The sequence below is a fragment of the Nocardia implantans genome, assembly GCF_035544775.1.
In the GTDB taxonomy this organism is placed as follows: domain Bacteria; phylum Actinomycetota; class Actinomycetes; order Mycobacteriales; family Mycobacteriaceae; genus Nocardia; species Nocardia implantans.
In genome coordinates this window covers 118,968-138,947 of sequence record NZ_JAYKYQ010000015.1, presented here as the reverse complement: position 1 = coordinate 138,947, position 19,980 = coordinate 118,968, and the positions used below count along the sequence as shown (strand labels likewise).

The following is a 19,980-nucleotide window of genomic DNA, read 5'->3' as shown; positions in this document are numbered from 1 at the left end:
CCGGGTCAGTCGGTGTCGGCGACGGCGAGTTCGATCATCATGGCGAGACGTTTGCGGGGATCGTCCAAGCCGAGGTCGGTCACCTCCGCCATCTTCCGCAACCGGTTGCGGACGGTGTTCTCGTGCACGCCGAGCTGCGCGCTCGCCTGGGCGGAGTCGCCCTGCGCCTGCAACCAGGCGCGCAGCGTAGCCACGTACTGGGTGGAGTGCACGCGATCGTGGCGCCGTAATTCCGACACCGGCCCCCGCGCCGGGGTGCGTCCGGAAAGTCCCGCGGTGCGCAATCGCTGTAGCAGGATTTCATCCCACGACTCGTCGTAGGCGGGAGGCGCGGCCGCCGCGGGCCGGGCCTCGTGCAGCGCCATGCACTCGTCGGCTTCTCGGCGCGCCGACGCCAATTCCGTGGCCCGCGCGAGACCGCTGACGCCGGCCGCCAATGTCATCCCCACGGGCAGCGCGTCCTGTAACTCACCGACCCAGCGGCGTGCCGCCGCAGCGGAATCAGCGGGGAGCACGGTGTAGACGGTGTCGCCGACCAAGGCGCTGCGGGTCGAACGGGACCAGCCGAATCCGGTCGTCGCTCGCTCGAAGATCAACAGCAGCGCGGCGTGCCGCTCGTCCGCGCTTCGATCCCGCAGCGCGATCACCCGCAGGTTCTCCGGCGCCAGCCCGAGTCTGCTGGCCACCGTCGCCGCGTCCGCCGCGCCCTCCAGTAGACGGATGACCAGATCGGCTTCCACCTGACGCTCGAGGTCCGCGCTGGCCCGCGACCGCAACAGGTGCAAGGCCACCGTGCGCGCACCGTCGGCCAAGGCCGCGCGCCGGGCCCCGCGCAACGGCGCCGGGCACGACACCCATACCGACCCCAGCAGTTGCCTGCCCACGCGCACGGCCACCACCATCCGCCCCGTCACACCGCGTTCGACGTCCGGGGCGACGAACAACGGCTCGTCCGAGGCGGCCAAATGCGCGAAGACGCCGCGCGCGTCGAACAGTGCCCGCAACCACGGCGGCATCTCCCTACCGAGGATCGTCTCGACGCGGGCGGGATCGAGGTGCTGCTTCGGCTTCGAATACGCCAGCACCCGAGACCGCCGGTCCTCGATCGTCACCGCACCCCCGACAGCGTCGGCCACGCTGTCGGCCAAGGCGAACAAATCGGTCGGGCCGCGACCGGCCTCGGTCTCGCGTCCTTCCAGCACCAACCCGTAGACCACCGCGGCCAGCTCGCTCCATGCCACCGCGGGATCGACCACGAGCACCGCCACGCCATCGATATCCGGCTCGTGCTCGGTCTCCGCACCCCCACGAAAGAGCGCGACGACAGCACCCGCCGACACCGCCCATTCCAGCACCTCCGGCACCGAGCGCGCCCCGATTCCCAGCAGTACGTCGCCCGCTTCCATGGGGTCCTCATCGGCCCCGTGGATCACCACGCTGCGCAGTCGGGTGGACCGGGGCACCGAACCCAACCGCAAGCGGATTCCGTAGCCACTCAGCACATTCGCCAACCGGTCCAATGTCACCACGAGCCGCTCCCGAGCCAAGCCCGCGGCGCTGCGCCATCAGGCGACCGACGCGACCCGCGGAAGGTCGTTGACGTGGTGGTCGTTCGATCGAACTCGGCGAACGTCATAAGACCTCCCGCGGTTGTCCATCTCCTCGATCACGCCTGCGGAGCCTCAGCGGGGGGCGACCTCGGCCGTCGGGGCCGCCCTCGCACTACCGAACGGTACGCGCACGTCCGTGCGGCCTTCGCGGTTCATACCGGCACGGTTTCGGCCATGGTCTCGTCTCCGAGGGCTGTCGCCTCGGCGTCAGACTTCGCCCGACGCCGGAAGTTCGCGGTCGCCGCGCCCGCGCCGGGCGGCCGCGCCCTGGATCACCAGGGCGTACAGCAGCAGCACGAGCACCGGTGCGGCCAGCGGAGCCCAGGCCAGGCGCAGTGGGACGAGAGCGGCGACGACGGCGACCGCCGTGAAGCCGACCGCGCCGGTCACCGACGGGATCGTGGTCGGCACCACGCCGTGCGGCGCGGTCACCGTCGCGGCGTTGAGCAAGTAGGTGGTGGCCACCAAACCCGTTGCGGCGGAGGCGAGCACACCGGCGTCGGCGATCGCGAGCACGGCCAGCGCGAGCAGCACCGCGCAGACCGCCAGCGGCCGCAGCCACCAGCCGAGCGCCACGAAGACCATGGCGGGGATGGCGATCCACGGCTCCAGCAGCGCCACCGACGCCACCAGCAGCACGCCGGAGAGAACGGCGAGGAATCTGGTCATCGGCGCACCCGTACGGTCCTGCGGTGCTCGGGCAGCACCCGCATGATCTGGTCCAGGCGCGTGTCTTCCGGCCACGCCACGATGTCGACGCCGACGGTGCCCATGTCCCGGTACATCGCCGCGCGCTCGAGCTGCCACATCTTGGCCAGGATCGGATCGAGATCCTCCCGGAACGGCGTGCCGCGCAGCACGTCCACCACGACCACCACGTGCCCGCGCTTGCGCAGATCGATCAGCGCGAGGGCGAACTGGGTGTCCAGCAGCGTGGAGAAGGCCACGACGATCGCCCCGAGCGGCACGGCCGCGTGCGGCGCGAGGGTGCCGGTGGTCGGGATGTGCTCGTCGCCGACGTCGAGCACGGTGTCCACGATGCGGTAGAACTGGCGGCGGCCGATGTCCGGCCGCAGCCAGCGCGGCGCCTGGCCCAGGCACACCACCGCGGTCCGGTCGCCCGCCTGCAACGTCGACTGCACCACCTGCGCCGCGCCGCGCACCGACAGCTCCAGCGAATCGGTCGCCGGTCCCGGCGCCTGCTGCGAGGTGTCCACCAGCACCACGACGTCGGCGGATCGGTTGGTCAGCCGTTCGGTGACATACAGCCGCCCGCGCCGCGCGCTCACCGGCCAGTTGACGATGCGCAACTGGTCGCCGGGGGCGTAGGCGCGGATGTCGGCGTACTCGACGCCGGGACCGTGCCTGCGGGTCAGGTGGGTGCCGAGCCGCTCGGGCAGCTCGGTCCGGGGCAGGCGCATCCGCTGCGGATCGGTGATCGGATACACGAACAGCTGCCCCGCGGGCAGCACCGCGGTGGCGACGGCCAGCCCGGCGGGGCTGAGCGCCGATACCCGAACCGAGATCGGATAGCGCCCCCACCTGCCCGCCGAGAGCGCGAGCCGCAACCCGGCCGGCGCGATGCCGGAATCGCTGGCCTCCTCGACCTGCATTTCCAGCCCGCTCGAGTGCTCCGGTTTCAGGCGCAGCAGCGCGTGCCCCTTCTCCACGAAGGCGGCGACGGTGAGCGTCACCTCCTCGGTCTCGAAACAGCGCAGCGTGCCGCCGCCGTCGACCTGGATCCTGGTCGAGGACTGCTGCCACGGCGCGGTGGCGAGCACGCCGAGCAGCGGCGCGGCGAACACGAGCAGTTGCCACCGGCCGAGCACCACCGCGAGCACCAACGCCGCCGCGGCGCATCCGGCGAGCATGAAGACCAGCGGCGCGGGTCGCCACCGCAATTCGGCGTCGACGGCGGAGCTGGCGTCGCGGTGCCTCATGTCACGGTGGCGCGCGGGACCGGCAGACGGCGCAGCAGTTCGGTGATGACGTCCTCGCCGCGGATGCGGCGCACCCACATCTCCGGCCGCAGCGTGATCCGGTGCGCCATGGCCGGCACCGCGAGCGCCTTGACGTCTTCGGGGATCACGTAGTCGCGGCCGAGCAGCAGCGCCCGTGCCCGCGACATCTGCACCAGATCCAGTTCCGCGCGGGGGCTCGCGCCGACCTCGACCTGGGGGTGCCCTCTGGTCGCCGACGCCAGCGCGACGACGTAGCTCACCACGTCCGGGTGCACGGTCACGTATTCGACGGATTGCCGCATCTCCAGCAGGCCGTTGGCATCGACGACCTGGTTGACCTGCGGCTGCTGCGCCCCGCGCTCGAGCCTGCGGCGGATCATCTGCGTCTCGTCGTGCTCGGAAAGGTAGCCCAGCCGCAGCTGGATGGCGAAGCGGTCGAGCTGGGCTTCCGGTAGCGGATAGGTGCCCTCGTACTCGATCGGGTTGTCGGTGGCCAGCACGATGAACGGTTGCGGCAGCACGAACGTCTCGCCGTCTATGCTGACCTGTCCTTCCGCCATCGCCTCCAGCAGCGCGGCCTGCGTCTTCGGCGGGGTGCGGTTGACCTCGTCGGCCAGCAGCACGTTGGTGAACACCGGCCCTCGACGGAAGGTGAACCGGCCCGAGGACATGTCGTAGATCGTGGAACCGAGCAGATCCGCCGGCAGCAGGTCCGGGGTGAACTGCACCCGGGTGAACTGCAACCCGAGCGCGGAGGCGAACGATCTCGCGATGAGCGTCTTGCCGAGGCCGGGTAAGTCCTCGATCAGCACATGCCCACCGGACAGCACCGCGATCATGATCAACTGCAACTCGTCCTGCTTGCCGACCACGACCCGGGACAATTCCCGGAGCACGGCCTCGCTGCGCTGGATGGTCACGTCCATCGGCATGGTCATGTGTGTACCCGCACTTGCCTCAACCCATTTCACATTCTCTGCAGGCGGCTCAGGATCTCGTCCAGCGCCGCACGTCCCGGTGCCCTGCCGGCTTGATCACGAAGGGCCGAATTGGCCGGGTCCACCCAGCGCCACAGCTCAGGCCCGAACTGGTGGATGCCCGCCGCCTCGACCGCTCTGCGGTTCTTCGCCACCCGCTGGCCGCTGGACAGCTCGAACTCCTTGGCCAGCAGCGGGCGCAGGTGCCGGTCCCAATCGGCACGGCTGCCGTCCGCGCGGTCGGCGAGCATCTGCGCCCTGGCGTGCCAGCGCCGCAACATCTCCGCCGGGCCGTTGTCCATGTCGTCGATCGCGTCGGACTCCCCGGCCTCGGCGCGCTCGAGCAACGACCAGATCAGCCAGCCCAGCGCCACCGCGACCGGGATACCGGCGACGATCAGCAGCAGCCCGCGGGCGCGCTCGACAGCGACCAGCTCGATCACCGCGATGACGATCACGCAGGTGATCACCACCCCCATCCGGTTCACGCGACGTCCTTTCTCACCCGGCCGGTCACGCGGGCACCTCCCCTTGCAGATCGGCGAGCACGATGCGCAGCAGTTGCTCGGCGCGCATGCGCTGCCATTCGAGCATGGCGTGCGGGCTGAACCTGGCCTCCTCGAACAGGGCGACCAGCTCACGGGCGGACGCGTCGTGCAGCGCGCCGCGTTCGAACGCGCGGGCCAGCACTTCCATCGGGGTGTCCGAGGCGAGCGGGGCGGCGGCGCGGTCGGAGGCGAGGCCGCGTTCCATGGCGACGTAGCAGGCGATGATCGCGGTGCGTGGGTCCTGGCCGGGTGCGTTCATCGCGGCCAAGCCCATCTCCGCCGCGCGGGCCAGCGAGTCCGCCACGGTGGGGGTCGGCGCGGCGGCCTGCGCCGGCGCCGGGGCGGGCCTGCGCCGGGACGACACCGCGACCACGACCAGACCGGTCATCGCCACCGTCACCAGGCCCGCGGCCGCGATTCCGGCCAGCACCAGCGCCGTGCCGGTCAACTCCGCCGACCTCGGCTCGGTTTCGGGGGGCGGCGGGGTCCCCTGCACCGGGGCGGCGCCCGTGGTGGTGGCGGGCGCGGCCGGGCGCGCCGGCTCGCTCGGCGTGCCCGCGCCGATGAAGTAGATGGCCGACGCCGCCGCGACCAGAACGCCGAGCAGCGCGAGCGCGCCAAGCAGCGCCAAACCCGTGCGCCCCAGCCGCCACTGCCTGCGCTCGTCCGCGCGTTCGGGCTCCGGCATGGCCAGCGGCAACCGGTGCTGGCTCGCGATGACGCCCGCCAGCAGGATCACGATCGACACGGTCAGCAACACCGGCATGAGCGCGACCGACAAAGCCGACGGAACCTGCCTGCGGGACTCGGTCTCGCTGATTCCTGGGATGTATCCGTGCAGGGCGATGGCGGCAAAAGCCAGCAGCGTGATCAGCACGATCACGCGCGATATCGGCGCTCGCGCCCGGACCACTGCGTTACCACCAAATCTGAGTACTCCACAAAACAGCCACATAGTTACATGCCGGGCGGTCCGCTCGGGATGGAATGGAATACTTCGCAGTCCTTCCTCTTGAACCGCAACTGGATGGGGAGGCGACGGGCCGGCCGGCGCCGCGGTGACTACCGGGCGATATCGGGCGGGGATTGGGACAAAGCACAAAGCCGGCTCGTCAAACGTGACATATCCGGCACTTCCCGTACGTCCCGCACCAGCTCGCCGAGCGTCGAAGACGCGATGACGGTGAGTGCCCGATCAGCGTCGGAGAGCACGTCGACGGCGTTGACGAAACGCATCACCCAGTCGGGGGGAACTGAACGCAGCGGCGGCACATCTCGGATTTCCCAGCACGGAAATCGTTGGGCCAGGGCAACATAATCCGCGGCGGAAGTTGGAGTCCCGCACAATACGGCGAAGTCGATGACGAGCGTTCCACCATCGGCCGCAATGACGCGCAAACTTCGAGCACCCTCTGATATCTCGACAATCGGCTCGGTTTCCCGTTGTGTCGCAGCTTTATTCTGGGCTGCAGAAGCCCATGGAACGCTCGCTGCCGTGTGACACGGGGGCGCCACGACGTATCGCCCTGAGGCGAATCCAGTTGCAGCTCTATGGTTATTGATGGCGCGATAGTCGGTCGCGCCGTCCACGGCCACGACGTCCATGTCAGCGAGGATTCGCTCGATGGCCGGCACGAACCTGTCGTGGAACAACGGGTTCGGCAACAACTCGGCGGGCGGGTAGTTCGATGTCACCACCAGCGTGACGCGGCGGGCGAACAGCGCGTCGAGCAACCGGGCGATCAGCATCGCGTCGCCGATGTCGTGCACGTGGAACTCGTCGAAGCAGACCAGTATCGCGTCACCGAGCAGCGCGTCCACCGCGGCATCGATCGAGCCGGACGCGTGCGCCGCGGCGTGCAGGTTCGCGAAGAACTGGTGAAAGTGATAGCGGCGCTTGCGTCGCGATGCCACCTCGGCGAAGAACCGGTTCATGAGCATGGTCTTGCCGCGCCCGGGTCTGCCGTGGAGATAGACGCCCCGGTGACGCCGGACCGGCCTGCCGCGCCGATCGACCAATTCGCGCAGCCGCGCCGCCGCCCGTGCTTGGTCGGCATCCCACCGGATTTCCATGGCACCTCCTGGTCCTCTACATTTGTAGAGGACCAGGAGGCCGACAGCCAGGAAGGGTGATCATGTCCACAGGCGACCGGCGCGCGCTCCTCGCCGACACGGCCATCGAACTGATCGCGACGCGCGGTCTGCGCGCACTCACCCACCGCGCGCTGGACACGGAACTGGGCTTGCCCGCCGGATCGGCGTCGTACTACTTCCGCACCAAACGCGCGCTGATCGAGGCCGTCGTGGATCGGATCACCACCCGCTCCCGCGACGATTTCGCCGCCGCCGCACTGACCCCGACCGCCGCGGCGCAACCGGCCGCGGACGCCATCGCCGCCTGGCTGGACCGGCTACTGGCGCAACGGCGCGCTCACCTGATCGCTCGGCATGCTCTGCTGATCGACCTGCTCGACGATCCCGACCTGCATCCGCGGCTGGTGCACAGCTTGTTCTCCATCGCCCGCGCCCGCGAGCTGTTCCACGCCATGGGCGCGCCCGATCCGGACACCAGGGCCGAGGATTTCGTCGCCGTCATCGAGGGAGCCGTCTTCGACCGCTTCGCGGGCAACCGCTCCCGCTTGCGGCCGGGCACACCCGAGAGCGTCCGGCAACTCGCCCGCGTCCTCGCGACGCAGTTGCGGGTGTGATCAGCTCGGCCAGCCCCGCTGGCTGTAGGTCACGCCGGTGAGATAGCCGTCGATGCCCGCCGCCGGATACGGGATGAGCGTTTCGGGGAGGTTCCCGAGCGGGAACCACCGCAGCTCGTAGGACTTGTCGGGCTCGCGGTTGACCGGCTCGCCCGACCAGCGGCGCGTCCGGAAGAACAACCCGACCCTGGCCTCTCGCCCGGGCTCGACGACATGCGCGGAATGGACGTGCCGCAGATCCGCCGGATCGATCACCACGCCGACCTCCTCGCGCGCTTCGCGGACCACCGCGGCGAGCACCGACTCGCCCGCCTCCAGCTTCCCGGCGGGCAGATGCCACAACCCGTCGAACTCGTCCGCGCTGCGCCGCCTGCTCAGCAACAGATCCGCGCCGCGCAGCAGCAACACGTGCACATCCACCACATGTCGGGCCACCACCTGCCCCAAGCTACGCGCCACCTCGCACACCTGAAGCACACCCGTCCGCCCTTCGCACTCGCCGTGACGGGCGCGAAGGGCGGACGCGAGGGTGCATGGCCGGCCTCAGGCGGTGAGGACGAGCCCCGAGGTCGGCACGCCGGTGCCCGCGGTGACCAGGATGTTGGTCAGGCCGGAGACCGGGTTGACCGAGGCGCCGCGGATCTGGCGCACGGCTTCGGCGATGCCGTTCATCCCGTGGATGTACGCCTCGCCCAGCTGGCCGCCGTGCGTGTTGAGCGGCAGGCGCCCGCCGACCTCGATGGCGCCGTCGGCGATGAAGTCCTTCGCCTCACCCCGACCGCAGAACCCGAGTTCCTCCAGCTGCATGAGGACGAACGGAGTGAAGTGGTCGTACAGGATCGCGGCCTGCATGTCCTGCGGACGCAACCCGCTCTGCGCCCACAGTTGCTCGCCGACCAGGCCCATCTCCGGCAGACCGGTCATGGCGTCGCGGTAGTAGCTGGTCATCACGTACTGGTCGGCGCCGGAACCCTGCGCGGCCGCGGCGATCACGGCGGGCCGCTGCGGCAGGTCGCGAGCCCGCTCGACGCTGGTCACCACGATCGCGACGCCGCCGTCGGACTCCTGGCAGCAATCCAGCAGATGCAGCGGCTCGGCGATCCACCGGGAGTTCTGATGGTCCTCCAGCGTGATCGGCTTGCCGTAGAAGAACGCGGCCGGGTTCACCGCGGCATGCTTGCGGTCGGCGACGGCCACGCGGCCGAAATCCTCGCTGGTGGCCCCGTAGACGTGCATGTAACGCCGGGCGACCATGGCGACCTGCGCGGCCGGTGTGCCCAGCCCTTGCGGATAGGACCAACCCGCATCGATGCCCGATGAGGTGGGCGCGGTGGCCAGTGCCGTGGAGAACTGCCCGAACCGCGACACCGACCGCTCGTTGAACGCGCGATAGGCCACCACCACGTCCGCGACCCCGGTCGCCACCGCCATGGCGGCCTGCTGGATCGTTGCGCACGCCGCACCGCCGCCGTAGCCGATGTGGCTGAAGAACGTCAGCTGCGGAATGCCGACCGCCCTGGCCACGGCGGCCTGGGTGTTGGTGTCCATGGTGAACGTGGTCAGGCCGTCCACGTCGGCGGGCGTCAGGCCCGCGTCGGCCAGTGCCGCGGTGACCGCCTCGGCGGCCAGGCGCAGTTCGCTGCGCCCGGAGTCCTTGGAGAAATCGGTGGCGCCGATGCCGACGATGGCCGCGCGACCGGAAATCGGGTGCTCAGACATCGGCCCTCCGCAACGCGATGACGGCCGTGGCCGTGATGTGGTCGCCGAGGCTGTCCTTGCCGACGACGTCGATGTGGATGTCCTCGCCGTCCAGCGCGGTCACCGTGCCGGTCAGCGTCAGCGTGTCCCCCGCGTACAGCGGCACGCCCAGGCGCAGCGCGATCGACTTGACGACGGCGCGCGGGCCCGCCCAGTCGGTGACGAAACGCTGTACCAGGCCCGTGTCGGTGAGGATGTTGACGAAGATGTCCTTCGAGCCGCGGGCCACGGCCTTGTCCCTGTCGTGGTGCACGTCCTGGAAATCCCTGGTGGCCAGGGCGGTGCTGATCACGAACGTGGGATCGGCGTGGATCGCCAGCTCGGGCAGCACCGTGCCGACGCGAACGGCATCCGGTTCCACGGTGGCGCTCACGAGACCACCTGCCACACCGGCAGCGTGGCCTCGTCGTCGAGCTTCTCGAAGCCCACTTCGACCGGCAGGCCGATCCGCACTTCGGCGGGGTCGATGCCGCGCAGTTCACCGAGCATGCGCACGCCTTCCTCCAATTCGACCAGCGCCACCACGAACGGCAGCCGCCGCCCCGGCACCTTCGGCGCGTGGTGCACGACGTAACTGAACACGGTGCCGCGCCCGGAGGCGACGACGTAGTCGGTCGGTTTCGATTTGTCCTGCCAGATGGCCGGAATGGGCGGGTGCCGCAGCGAGCCGTCCGGCAGCCGCTGGATGCGCAGTTCGCCCGCTTTCGTTCCCTCCCAGAAGAATTCGGTATCCCAGGAGACCAGCGGCTTGACCCGCGCACCTTCGGCGGCTTTCGGCGCGGCGGTGCCCGGAGCGAATTTCAACAGCCGGAACAGCATTTCGGCGACCACCTCGTCACCCACACGCCAGGTGGTCTGGAAGGTGACGAACCACCCCTCGCCCAGGGCTGTGCGCTTCGGGCCGCGGATGTCCGCCAGTGTGCTGGTGACCGATACCTGCTCACCGACCCGGAGGTAACGGTGGTAGGTCTGCCGGCAATCCGTCGCGACCACGGAGGTGTATCCGGCGGCGTCGAGCAGCTCCGTGGCCGCGCCCATCGGATCGTCGGCGGGACGGGACCCGTTGAGCCCGAACATGGTCCACACCTGGGCCATGGCGGGCGGCGCGACGATGCCGGGATGTCCCGCGGCGCGCGCCGCCTCCTCGTCGACATAGATCGGGTTGGCATCGCCGAGCGCCTCGACCCAGTTGTTGATCATCGGCTGGTTCACCGGATCACGCCCGAAACGGGGGGCGCTCGCACCCGCCGCCTTGATGGCTTCTGCTGCGGCGACGATCGCTTCCGGAGTAGTGGTTTCCGGCACGCGCGGCTCCTTCACTCGTTATCGGGGTACTCGCGGCAACCGCAGACCGGAGGAGGCGACCAGCTCGCGCATCACCTCGTTGACGCCACCGCCGAAGGTGACCACGAGGTTCTGCTTGGTCCTGCGGTCCAGCCAGGTCAGCAGCTCGCCGGTGGCCGGGTCGGCCGGGTCGCCGTAGCGGCCGACGATCTCCTCGGCGAGCCTGCCCGCCTCCTGGAGCGATTCGGTGGAGTAGACCTTCGTCGCGGACGCGTCGGCGATCACCTGGGCCTGATCGCCGTCCACACCGGCGGCGGGAGCGCCGGGCCCGGAGGCGGTAGCGGAGCGTGACCACGCAGGGCCCTGCGACCGCCGCCCATCAGACGCGGCGGCGACCTGCCAGTTCAGCAGTTCGTTCAGTCGCACCATGGCGCGGATGCGGCCGAGCGCGCGGCGCACGTCCGGTTCGGCGAGCACGCCGCGCGGCTGCGCCCAGTCGCGCACCCGGTCGTAGAGCTGCTCGATCTTGCCGGAGGGGCCCAGGCTCACCCGCTCGTGGTTGAGCTGCGTGGTGATCAGCTTCCAGCCCCGGTTCTCCTCGCCGACCAGCATGTTCGCCGGGACGCGCACGTTGTCGAAATAGGTCGCGTTGGTGTGGTGGGCGCCGTCGCAGGTGATGATCGGCGTCCACGAGTAGCCCGGGTCGGTCGTGTCCACGATCAGGATCGTGATGCCGCGGTGGCGCGACTCGGTGGAGCCGGTGCGGCAGGCCAGCCAGACGAAGTCGGCCTCGTGCGCGCCCGTGGTGAAGATCTTCTGCCCGTTGACGATCCAGTCCCCGGACTCGTCGCGCACCGCCGATGTGCGCAGCGCGGCCAGATCGGTGCCCGCCTCCGGCTCGGAGTAGCCGATCGCGAAATGAATGTCGCCGGAGAGGATTCCGGGCAGGAACCGCTGCTTCTGCTCGTCAGTGCCGAACTGCTGCAAGGTGGGTCCGACGGTAAGCAGCGTCACCAGCGGGAGCGGGACGTCGGCCCGCACCGCCTCGTTGAAGAAGATCTGCTGCTCGACCGGCCCGAAACCCTGGCCGCCGTACTCCTTGGGCCAGCCGACGCCGAGCCAGCCGTCACGACCCATCCGGCGCACCACGGCGCGGTAGGCGTCGCCGTGCCGGTTCACCGCCATCTCGGCCTCCTCCTCGGGAGTCACGAGATCGGCGAAGTAGGCGCGCAATTCGTCGCGCAGCCTGCGCTGCTCGGTGGTCAGGTCGATGAACATCTGGCCCCCAATCGGTCGAGCCGGAACGACGCGCCGCCGAGCCAGCGAGCGATGTCCTTGGCTTGTGAGTAGTAGCGATGCATCGGGTGGGTCACGTCGACGCCGAGGCCGCCGTGCAGGTGGTGGCACTTCTGCATGGCCGCCGGCAGTTCCGCGGTGACGGTGTAGGCGAGGATCTCCAGGTCGTCGTCGGTGCGCTCGCGGTGCTCCCGGCTCGGGTCGTCCTGCGCCAGCGCCCAGTTCGCCGACACCGCGGCCACGTGCAGGGTCCGCGAGACGACGTACAGGTCCGCGATCTGCTGGGCCACCGCCTGGAACTCCGCCAGCGGCCTGCCGAACTGATGCCGGGTGCGCAGATGCTCGGCGGTGAGCGTGATCGCCCCCTTCAGCAGTCCGTCGGCCACCGATCCGATCGAAGCGAGCGCCAGCCGGTGCAGATCCGGAAGACCGACCGGCCACAGCTGATCGGCCGGGATCTCCACCTGGTCCAGCCGGACCGTGTACTCCGGGATGCCGCCGGAAACGGGCGTCGGCGTGCGGGTCAGGCCCGCGGCGTGCGCGTCGACGACGGCGATACCGGCGTCGGTCGGCACGAGCAGCCAGCTCGCCTCCTCCGCGTACGGCACCGCCACCTTGTGCCCGGTGAGGCGCACCGTGTCGCCGCTGAGCACGGCGGTGGTCTTCGGCTCGGGCGTGAACGGCGCCGCCGGTTCGCTCAGCGCCGCGGTGAGCACCGCACCCTCGGCGACGCCCGGCAGCACGAGCGACTGCACGTGCTCCGGCGCGCAGGCCACCAGCGGCAGCACACCGAAACCGAGCGTCGGCAGCGCGGGCACCGCGACCGCGTCGGTGGCCAGCTCGGTGAGCAGCGCCGACACCTCGAGCAGCCCCATGCCGTCGCCGCCGAACTGTTCCGGCAACGCGACCACGAGCAGGCCGGAGTCGGCCAGCTTCGGCCACAATCCCATGTCGCGCGCCGGTTCGCGCTCCAGCAAGCTCACGACGACCTCGGCCACCGCGTCCTGGCCCTCGTCCCTGGTGAAGTCCACGCTCGTCTCCCGATCGACTGTAGGGCTAGCTGTTCGCGTCACGCGGCAGCCCCAGAATGCGCTCAGCGGCCACGGTGAGCAGGATCTGCTCGGTTCCGCCCGCGATCGACAGGCAGCGGGTGAGCAGGAACTCCGTGGTCACCTCGCAGTCCTGCGCGCCGAGCGGGCCCGCCGCCTCCGCGGCGAATTCCGCGACCGCCTGTCGGTGGCGCACGCCGACCAGCTTTCGCACGCTGCTCTGCGCGCCGGGATCCCCGCCCGCGAGCATCTTCACCGCGGCGCGCTGCTCGAGCAGCAGGCCCGCGATCGCCTCGGCCACGAAGCCACCGAGCCGGTCGTTCACCAGCTCCGTGCCGGGGCCGGTGGCGGGCGATTTCGCGATCAGCTCTTCGAGCACGGGACCGATGCCGTTGCCGCCCATGGCGACCCGCTCCGTCGACAAGGTGGAGCGGGCGATCTTCCATCCGTTGTTCAGCGCGCCGACCACGCAGTCGTCCGGCACGAACACATCGTCGAGGAAGACCTCGCTGAACCGCGCCTCACCGGTGATCTGCACCAGCGGGCGCACCTCGAGCCCGGCGCTGCGCATGTCGACCAAGAAGTACGTGATGCCGCGATGTTTGGGCGCGTCCGGATCGGTGCGCGCCAGGCAGATCGCCCAGTTCGCCTTGTCGCCAAGGGAAGTCCACACCTTCTGCCCGCGCAGCACCCAGCCGCCGTCGGCTCTTTTCGCGGTGGTGCGCAGCGCAGCCAGGTCGGAACCCGCCTCCGGTTCGCTGAACAGCTGGCACCAGACCACCTCGCCGCGCAAGGTCGGCCAGGCGAAGCGCTCGATCTGCTCCTGCGTCCCGTGCTGCAACAGCGTGGGGATCGCCCAGCCGCCGATGGCCAGGTCCGGCGCGGTGAGCCCGGCGCGGCGCAACTCCTCGGAGATCACCAGGCCGGTCATCGGGTCGGCGGCGCGTCCGTACGGCCGGGGCCAATGCGGCATGACCAGGCCCGCGTCGACCAGCGCGGCGCGCTGCCGATCGGCTGGCAGCGCCGCGATCCGCGCGACCTCGGCGGCCAGTTCGTGCGCGCTGTCGCCGTCCACGGCGGCCACGCCCTCCTCGGCGAAGACCCGGTCGGCGCCGGTGGTCCGCCGCAGGCCCCTGCGGGTCAGCTCGGTGACCCTGGCCCGCCAGCGCGCCGAACCGCCGAGCAGTTGGCGCAAGGCCGTGGCGCGGCGCAGATACAGGTGCGCGTCGTGCTCCCAGGTGAAGCCGATGCCGCCGAGCACCTGGATGCAGTCCTTGGCGGTCTCCACCGCCGCGTCCAGGGCGATGGCGGCCGCGATGGCGGCGGCGATCGGCAGTTCGGCGCCGCCGTCGTCCACGGCAGCGGCGGTGTCGGCCGCCACCGCGCGGATGAGTTCGGTGCGGCACAGCATCCACGCGCAGATGTGCTTGACCGCCTGGAACGAACCGATTTTGCGGCCGAACTGCTCGCGCACCTTTGCGTACTCGACGGCGGTCTCCAGGCACCAGCCCGCGAGGCCGGACAGTTCGGCGGTGACCAGCGCGACGAGCAGGTCCGCCGCCGCGTGCGGCGCGACGAAGACCCGTTCGGCGGGCACGCGCAGGTCGGCGCAGTGCACCCGCGCCAACGGCGTGCTCGGGTCCAGCGGCGTGAGCGCTTCCACCCGCAGGCCATCGGCGCCGGGTGGGACCAGGCACCACCGCTGCCCCTGCGGTTGGTCGATCGGCAGCAGCACGGCGGTGCCGGGGGCTGCGCCGAGGACGGAATCCCAGGTACCCGTGAGCAACACGCCGTCGCTTGCGGCGGGTACGCTCACCGTCGAACCGACGACGAAGTCGAGCGCGACACCGCACGGCAGGTCCTCGTCGAGCTGTCCCGCGGTGATCAGATTGGCCAGAGCCGTCGCGAGCACAGGGCCGCCGACCAGATCGTGCGCCGCCTGCTCCACCAGCACGGCCAGATCGGAGACCGACCCGCCCGCGCCGCCCGCGTCCTCGTCCACCGCTACCCGGAAGATCCCGATCTCGGCGAGCGCGGGCCAGTAGGCGCGCCAGAAGTCGGCCGCGCCGGCCCGCATTGTTGCAATCGGACGGACCGAGGCGGCCCACCCGCGCATCGACTCCTGAACGGCTTTATGCTCGTCAGTGGTGGCGATGGTCACACTCCATACCGCCTTTCCGGCGTGACTCCCACACCTAGAACATGTTCTAATATCCTAGCCGGGCGGAAGTCAAGACACCATCGCCGCCGCGGCCGCACCGCGCACGTAGCCGACGAAACGACGTTTCCGGAAAGGACTTTCATCAATGGCCAGTCCGTCCCGATCGCAGCCAGCCGACCCGAGCGCGGCCAGGCCGGTCACCACGCTCAGCGAGGACGAGCTGAGTTCGGCGGCGCAGCGCGAACGGCGTAAGCGGATCTTGGACGCCACCCTGGCGCTCGCGTCCAAGGGCGGTTACGACGCGGTGCAGATGCGGGCGGTGGCCGAACGCGCCGACGTCGCGGTCGGCACGCTGTACCGCTACTTCCCGTCGAAGGTCCACCTCCTGGTCTCCGCGCTCTCGCGCGAGTTCGAGCAGATCGAGGGCAAACGCAAGCCGCTTGCCGGGCAGTCCCCGCAGGAGCGCATGCACCTGCTGCTCACCCAGATCACCCGGATGATGCAGCGCGACCCGCTGCTCACCGAGGCCATGACCAGGGCGTTCATGTTCGCCGACGCCTCGGCCGCCGCCGAGGTCGACCGCGTCGGCAAGGTGATGGACCGGGTCTTCGCCCGCGCCATGAACGACGGCGAGCCCACCGAACGCCAGCTGGCCATCGCCCGGGTGATCAGCGACGTCTGGCTGTCGAACCTGGTCGCCTGGCTGACCCGGCGCGCGTCGGCCACCGACGTCACCGAACGCCTGGAACTGACCGTCGACCTCCTGCTGGGCGAACGCAACCAGTAGACTCTTCGGCGCCCGGCCACCAACCGGGCGCGAAAGGCCCGCTGGGCTGCGACGAAGCTCACCCGCTCGGATACCGTTGCCGTTAGCTGGGCAGATCTACCGGACACCGGTTCAGGTCGTGCGTTATCGTTCGCACGCGAACCGGCGCGCTTCTGTGCGGCAAATTCAACACAGTATTGTTTTGCCCGCCCCCTGAAAAAACTCCTCCGATCACTAGGTTGGATGCGTGAGCGCACAGGATCTGCCACTGGAACTTCGCCGTGCACTGTCGACGGTCGCGCGCGTGCCACGGCTGCTGGTCGCATCGGACTACGACGGGACACTCGCGCCCATCGTGTCCGACCCGACCAAAGCCTTCCCCCATCGGGAATCGGTGAGCGCGTTACGAGCCCTCGCCGGCCTGACCGGGACCACTGCCGCCGTGATCTCCGGCCGCGCGCTGCGAGATCTCGCGGCGCTGTCCCGTCTGCCCGTCGAGGTGCAACTGATCGGCAGCCACGGCTCGGAATTCGACGTGGGCTTCGTGCACGCGATCGACAACGACGCCAAGCATCTGCTCCAAGAGGTGCAGACGTCGCTGAATCAGATCGCCGCGGACAACCCCGGCGTCACCGTCGAGATCAAACCGGCCAGTGTCGCGTTGCACGTGCGCAACGCCAGCCCCGAGATCGGTCATCGCGCGCTGTCGCAGGTCCGGCTCGGTCCGGCGTGCTGGTTCGGCGTGCAGGTCACCGAGGGCAAGGCCGTCATCGAACTGGCCGTGGTGCAGACCGACAAGGGCACCGCGCTCGACACCGTCCGGCATCAGGCGGGGGCCTCGGCGGCGGTGTTCTTCGGTGACGACGTCACCGACGAGAAGGCGTTCCGCGTGCTGTCGGGCCCTGACGTCGGCATCAAGGTCGGCGACGGCGAGAGCCTGGCCAAGTTCCGGGTGGACAGCACCGAGGCCGTCGCCTGCGCGCTGGCCTACCTGCTGGAGGAGCGCCGCACCTGGCTGGCCGGCGCGAGCGCGCCGCGCATCGAGCGGCTGACCATGCTGGCCAGCCCGCGCTCGGTCGCGCTACTCACCCCGGACGCCACGGTGACCTGGTTCTGCCACCCCGAGCCCGATTCGGCCGCGGTGTTCGCGCACCTGCTCGGCGGTCCGCAGGGCGGGCACTTCACCATCGAGCCGGAGCGACCGGGCCTGCCGCTGTCGCAGCGCTACGTCGACGGCACGATGACCGTCGAAACCCGTTGGGCGAAGCTGCAAGTCACCGACTACCTGCCGCACGACGTGGCCCCCACCCGCACCGACCTCACCCGGGTGATCACCGGCGACGCGAAGGCCGTGGTCACCTTCGCCCCCCGTCCCGAGTTCGGCCAAGTGCCGGTGAACCTCGAAGCCCAAGAGGGCGGGCTGCGGGTGTACGGCACCAACGACCCGATCGTGCTGCGCTCCCCCGGCGTGCGGTGGGAGATCGTCTCGGATGGCACCCACGAGTCGGCACGGGCCGTCGTCGATCCGTCCAAGGGTCCGGTCGTGCTCGAGTTGCGCTGCGGCACCGCTGATCTCGACCCCTCCCCGACCAGTGAGGCGGACCGGCGCCGGGAGGCGGAGCGGTACTGGTCGGACTGGGCGAGCACGCTCACGCTGCCGCCGCTCAAGCCCGACCTGATGAAGCGCTCCGCGCTGACCCTGCGCGGACTGGTGCACGCGCCGTCCGGCTCGATCCTCGCGGCCGCCACCACCTCGCTGCCCGAGGACATCGGCGGCGTGCGCAACTGGGACTACCGCTACTGCTGGCTGCGCGACGCGGCGCTGACCGCGCAGTCGCTGGTCTCGCTGGGCTCGCTCGACGAGGCCGAGAACTACCTCGGCTGGGTGCACCGGGTGCTGGAGACGTTGCCCGGCCCCGAGCGGCTGCACCCGCTGTACACGCTGTACGGCGAGACGCTGCCGCCGGAGGCCTCGATCGACCAGCTACCCGGCTACGCGGGCTCCCGCCCGGTGCGCGTCGGCAACGCGGCCAACATGCAGGTCCAACTGGACGTCTTCGGTCCGATCGTCGACCTCATCGCCACCCTGGCGCACGCGAGGGAACTGCGCGGCGTCACCGATCCGGCCGACGTGCTGCCCGACGCCGACTGGGAGCTGGTGTGCGCCATGGTCTCGGCGGTGCAGCGGCGCTGGCAGGAGCCCGACCACGGCATCTGGGAGATCCGCGGCAACCCGCGCCACCACGTGTACTCCAAGGTGATGGGCTGGCTGACCGTCGACCGGGCGCTCACCCTGGCGCAGAAGTTCGATCGCGAGGCCGACCCGTCCTGGCCGCTGCTGCGCGACACCATCGCCGACGAGGTGAAGGCCAAGGGCTGGAACGACGAGGTGCAGTCCTACACCGCGGCCTACGACGGCACCGACCTGGACGCGGCGACGCTGCACATCGGGCTGAGCGGGCTGATCGACCCGTCCGACCCGCGCTTCGCGGCGACGGTCGTGGCGACCGAGGCCGAGTTGCGCAGCGGCTCGACGGTGTACCGCTACCACCACGACGACGGCCTGCCCGGCGGCGAGGGCGGGTTCCACCTCTGCGCGGCCTGGCTGGTGGAGGCGTACCTGCTGATCGGGAAGCGCTCCGACGCCGAGGCGCTGTTCGCCCAGCTGGTCGACGTGGCCGGCCCCACCGGGCTGCTCAGCGAGGAGTACGACCCGGTGGCCGAACGGTCGCTGGGCAACCACCCGCAGGCCTACAGCCATCTCGGTCTGTTGCGCTGCGCGCAGCTGCTCGGACAGCCGGTGGAAGCCGCGCTGGTCTGACCGCACGCAAGGCGAGGGCCCGCGAACGAGGAATCGTTCACGGGCCCTTCGCGTTCGGCTCCCGCGCGAGCGTCGCATCCGGTCGTTTGACGGGCCCTGCTAGAGTTAAACGGGAACGATTTCCATTATGATCTAGAGCACGGCCAGGAGTACCCCCACGTGAGAACCCGATTCGCCATCAGTTGCGCAGGCATCGCCGTGGGGGTCGTCTCCGCCCTGACGCTGAGCGCCTGCTCCGGCTCGAACGACGACGGGCGGCCTTCGGTCGTCGCGTCCACCGACGTCTGGGGCGATATCGCCGCCGCCGTCGCGGGACCCGACGCCGCCGTTCGCGCGCTGATCACCGACCCCTCCGCCGACCCGCACTCGCACGAGACCTCCGCCGTCGAATCGGCCGCGCTCAGCGATGCCGACCTAGTGGTCTACAACGGCGGCGGTTACGACGAGTTCGCCGAGAAGGCGGTGGCGGGCACCGGCAAGCGCACCGTGGACGCGTTCGCCCTGCGAGCGGACCAAGGCGACGACAACGAACACGTCTGGTACGACGTGCGCACCGTCGACGTGGTCGCCGACCGGATCGCCGCCCAGCTCGGCGAACTGGACCCGGACAAGGCCGCGGCCTACGCCGAACGCGCGACGACGTTCAAGAACCGGCTCGCCGCGGTCACCGCCATCACCGGCAAGCTCGCCGCCGAGCACCCGAGAACGCCGGTGCTGCAGACCGAACCCCTGGCGCACTACCTCGTGGCCGCCGCCGGAGCCGACGACCTGACGCCGCACGAGTTCCAGGAAGCCATCGAGCAGGAAACCGACCCGGCCCCCGCGGCCGTCGCGGCGACTCAGGACCTGCTCACCGGCAAGCGGGTCCGCGCCCTGATCTACAACGTGCAGACCGAGGACAAGATCACCAAGGACCTGCGCGGCACCGCGCAGCATGCGGGCGTCGCCGTCGTCGAGGTGACCGAGACCCTGCCCGACGGCGTGGATTACATTCAGTGGCAGACGAAGAACGCGCAGGCGCTGGCCGCCGCGCTGGGCTGA

At 70.2% G+C, this 19,980-nt stretch carries 18 protein-coding genes; 4 read left to right on the top strand and 14 right to left on the bottom strand.

Annotated features, from left to right (window positions below; translation table 11 throughout):
- Nucleotides 1-5 precede the first annotated feature (5 nt).
- The 7 genes from U3653_RS29035 to zapE all read right to left on the bottom strand — a co-directional run bounded on the left by U3653_RS29035 (nt 6) and on the right by zapE (nt 7,169).
- Nucleotides 6-1,529: a PucR family transcriptional regulator gene (locus U3653_RS29035; RefSeq protein ID WP_195078059.1), complete on the bottom strand. Its 1,524-nt coding sequence runs from the start codon at nt 1,527-1,529 to the stop codon at nt 6-8.
- A gap of 288 nt (nt 1,530-1,817) precedes the next feature.
- Nucleotides 1,818-2,279 carry a hypothetical protein gene (locus tag U3653_RS29030; protein ID WP_195078058.1) on the bottom strand — a complete coding sequence of 154 codons (462 nt, stop codon included), beginning with the start codon at nt 2,277-2,279 and terminating at the stop codon, nt 1,818-1,820.
- Nucleotides 2,276-3,550 carry a DUF58 domain-containing protein gene (locus U3653_RS29025; RefSeq protein ID WP_195078057.1) on the bottom strand — a complete coding sequence of 425 codons (1,275 nt, stop codon included), beginning with the start codon at nt 3,548-3,550 and terminating at the stop codon, nt 2,276-2,278. The genes U3653_RS29030 and U3653_RS29025 overlap by 4 nt, the downstream gene beginning before the upstream one ends.
- A complete protein-coding gene (locus U3653_RS29020; RefSeq protein ID WP_195078056.1) occupies nt 3,547-4,509 on the bottom strand; it encodes an AAA family ATPase in 963 nt (320 codons plus the stop codon). Before U3653_RS29020 ends, U3653_RS29025 begins: the two co-directional genes overlap by 4 nt.
- Nucleotides 4,510-4,538: 29 nt before the next feature.
- Complete coding sequence (locus U3653_RS29015; RefSeq protein ID WP_195078405.1) at nt 4,539-5,027, bottom strand: hypothetical protein; 489 nt, start codon at nt 5,025-5,027, stop codon at nt 4,539-4,541.
- A 34-nt stretch (nt 5,028-5,061) separates the two neighbouring features.
- On the bottom strand, nt 5,062-5,979 hold the full coding sequence (locus U3653_RS29010) for a DUF4129 domain-containing protein (RefSeq protein ID WP_323124582.1): 918 nt from the start codon (nt 5,977-5,979) through the stop codon (nt 5,062-5,064).
- Nucleotides 5,980-6,158: 179 nt separating this feature from the next.
- A complete protein-coding gene (gene zapE / locus U3653_RS29005) occupies nt 6,159-7,169 on the bottom strand; it encodes a cell division protein ZapE (RefSeq protein WP_195078054.1) in 1,011 nt (336 codons plus the stop codon).
- 62 nt (nt 7,170-7,231) lie between these two features.
- Here zapE and U3653_RS29000 point away from each other — a divergent pair, with 62 nt between their 5' ends.
- Complete coding sequence (locus tag U3653_RS29000; protein WP_195078053.1) at nt 7,232-7,804, top strand: TetR/AcrR family transcriptional regulator; 573 nt, start codon at nt 7,232-7,234, stop codon at nt 7,802-7,804.
- On the opposite strand, the gene U3653_RS28995 is transcribed toward U3653_RS29000, so the two are convergent.
- The 7 genes from U3653_RS28995 to U3653_RS28965 all read right to left on the bottom strand — a co-directional run bounded on the left by U3653_RS28995 (nt 7,805) and on the right by U3653_RS28965 (nt 15,352).
- Entirely contained in the window at nt 7,805-8,242 is a 438-nt protein-coding gene (locus U3653_RS28995) for an NUDIX hydrolase (RefSeq protein ID WP_195078404.1), read from the bottom strand.
- 105 nt (nt 8,243-8,347) lie between these two features.
- Nucleotides 8,348-9,523, bottom strand: a complete 1,176-nt coding sequence (locus U3653_RS28990) for a lipid-transfer protein (protein ID WP_195078052.1) — start codon at nt 9,521-9,523, stop codon at nt 8,348-8,350.
- Nucleotides 9,516-9,935 (bottom strand): MaoC family dehydratase, encoded by a 420-nt coding sequence (locus U3653_RS28985; protein WP_195078051.1) that lies wholly within the window; start codon nt 9,933-9,935, stop codon nt 9,516-9,518. Before U3653_RS28985 ends, U3653_RS28990 begins: the two co-directional genes overlap by 8 nt.
- Complete coding sequence (locus U3653_RS28980) at nt 9,932-10,867, bottom strand: bifunctional MaoC family dehydratase N-terminal/OB-fold nucleic acid binding domain-containing protein (protein ID WP_195078050.1); 936 nt, start codon at nt 10,865-10,867, stop codon at nt 9,932-9,934. The genes U3653_RS28985 and U3653_RS28980 overlap by 4 nt, the downstream gene beginning before the upstream one ends.
- Before the next feature lie 18 nt (nt 10,868-10,885).
- Nucleotides 10,886-12,124 carry an acyl-CoA dehydrogenase family protein gene (locus U3653_RS28975; protein WP_195078049.1) on the bottom strand — a complete coding sequence of 413 codons (1,239 nt, stop codon included), beginning with the start codon at nt 12,122-12,124 and terminating at the stop codon, nt 10,886-10,888.
- Nucleotides 12,109-13,173: an acyl-CoA dehydrogenase family protein gene (locus U3653_RS28970; protein WP_195078048.1), complete on the bottom strand. Its 1,065-nt coding sequence runs from the start codon at nt 13,171-13,173 to the stop codon at nt 12,109-12,111. The genes U3653_RS28975 and U3653_RS28970 overlap by 16 nt, the downstream gene beginning before the upstream one ends.
- A gap of 25 nt (nt 13,174-13,198) precedes the next feature.
- Complete coding sequence (locus U3653_RS28965; protein WP_195078047.1) at nt 13,199-15,352, bottom strand: acyl-CoA dehydrogenase family protein; 2,154 nt, start codon at nt 15,350-15,352, stop codon at nt 13,199-13,201.
- A gap of 145 nt (nt 15,353-15,497) precedes the next feature.
- Here U3653_RS28965 and kstR point away from each other — a divergent pair, with 145 nt between their 5' ends.
- The 3 genes from kstR (at nt 15,498) to U3653_RS28950 (ending at nt 19,980) form a co-directional block, all read left to right on the top strand.
- Nucleotides 15,498-16,139 (top strand): cholesterol catabolism transcriptional regulator KstR, encoded by a 642-nt coding sequence (kstR, locus tag U3653_RS28960; protein ID WP_195078046.1) that lies wholly within the window; start codon nt 15,498-15,500, stop codon nt 16,137-16,139.
- A gap of 226 nt (nt 16,140-16,365) precedes the next feature.
- Nucleotides 16,366-18,939: a trehalose-phosphatase gene (gene otsB, locus U3653_RS28955; protein WP_195078045.1), complete on the top strand. Its 2,574-nt coding sequence runs from the start codon at nt 16,366-16,368 to the stop codon at nt 18,937-18,939.
- A 159-nt stretch (nt 18,940-19,098) separates the two neighbouring features.
- Nucleotides 19,099-19,980 (top strand): metal ABC transporter solute-binding protein, Zn/Mn family, encoded by an 882-nt coding sequence (locus tag U3653_RS28950; RefSeq protein WP_195078044.1) that lies wholly within the window; start codon nt 19,099-19,101, stop codon nt 19,978-19,980.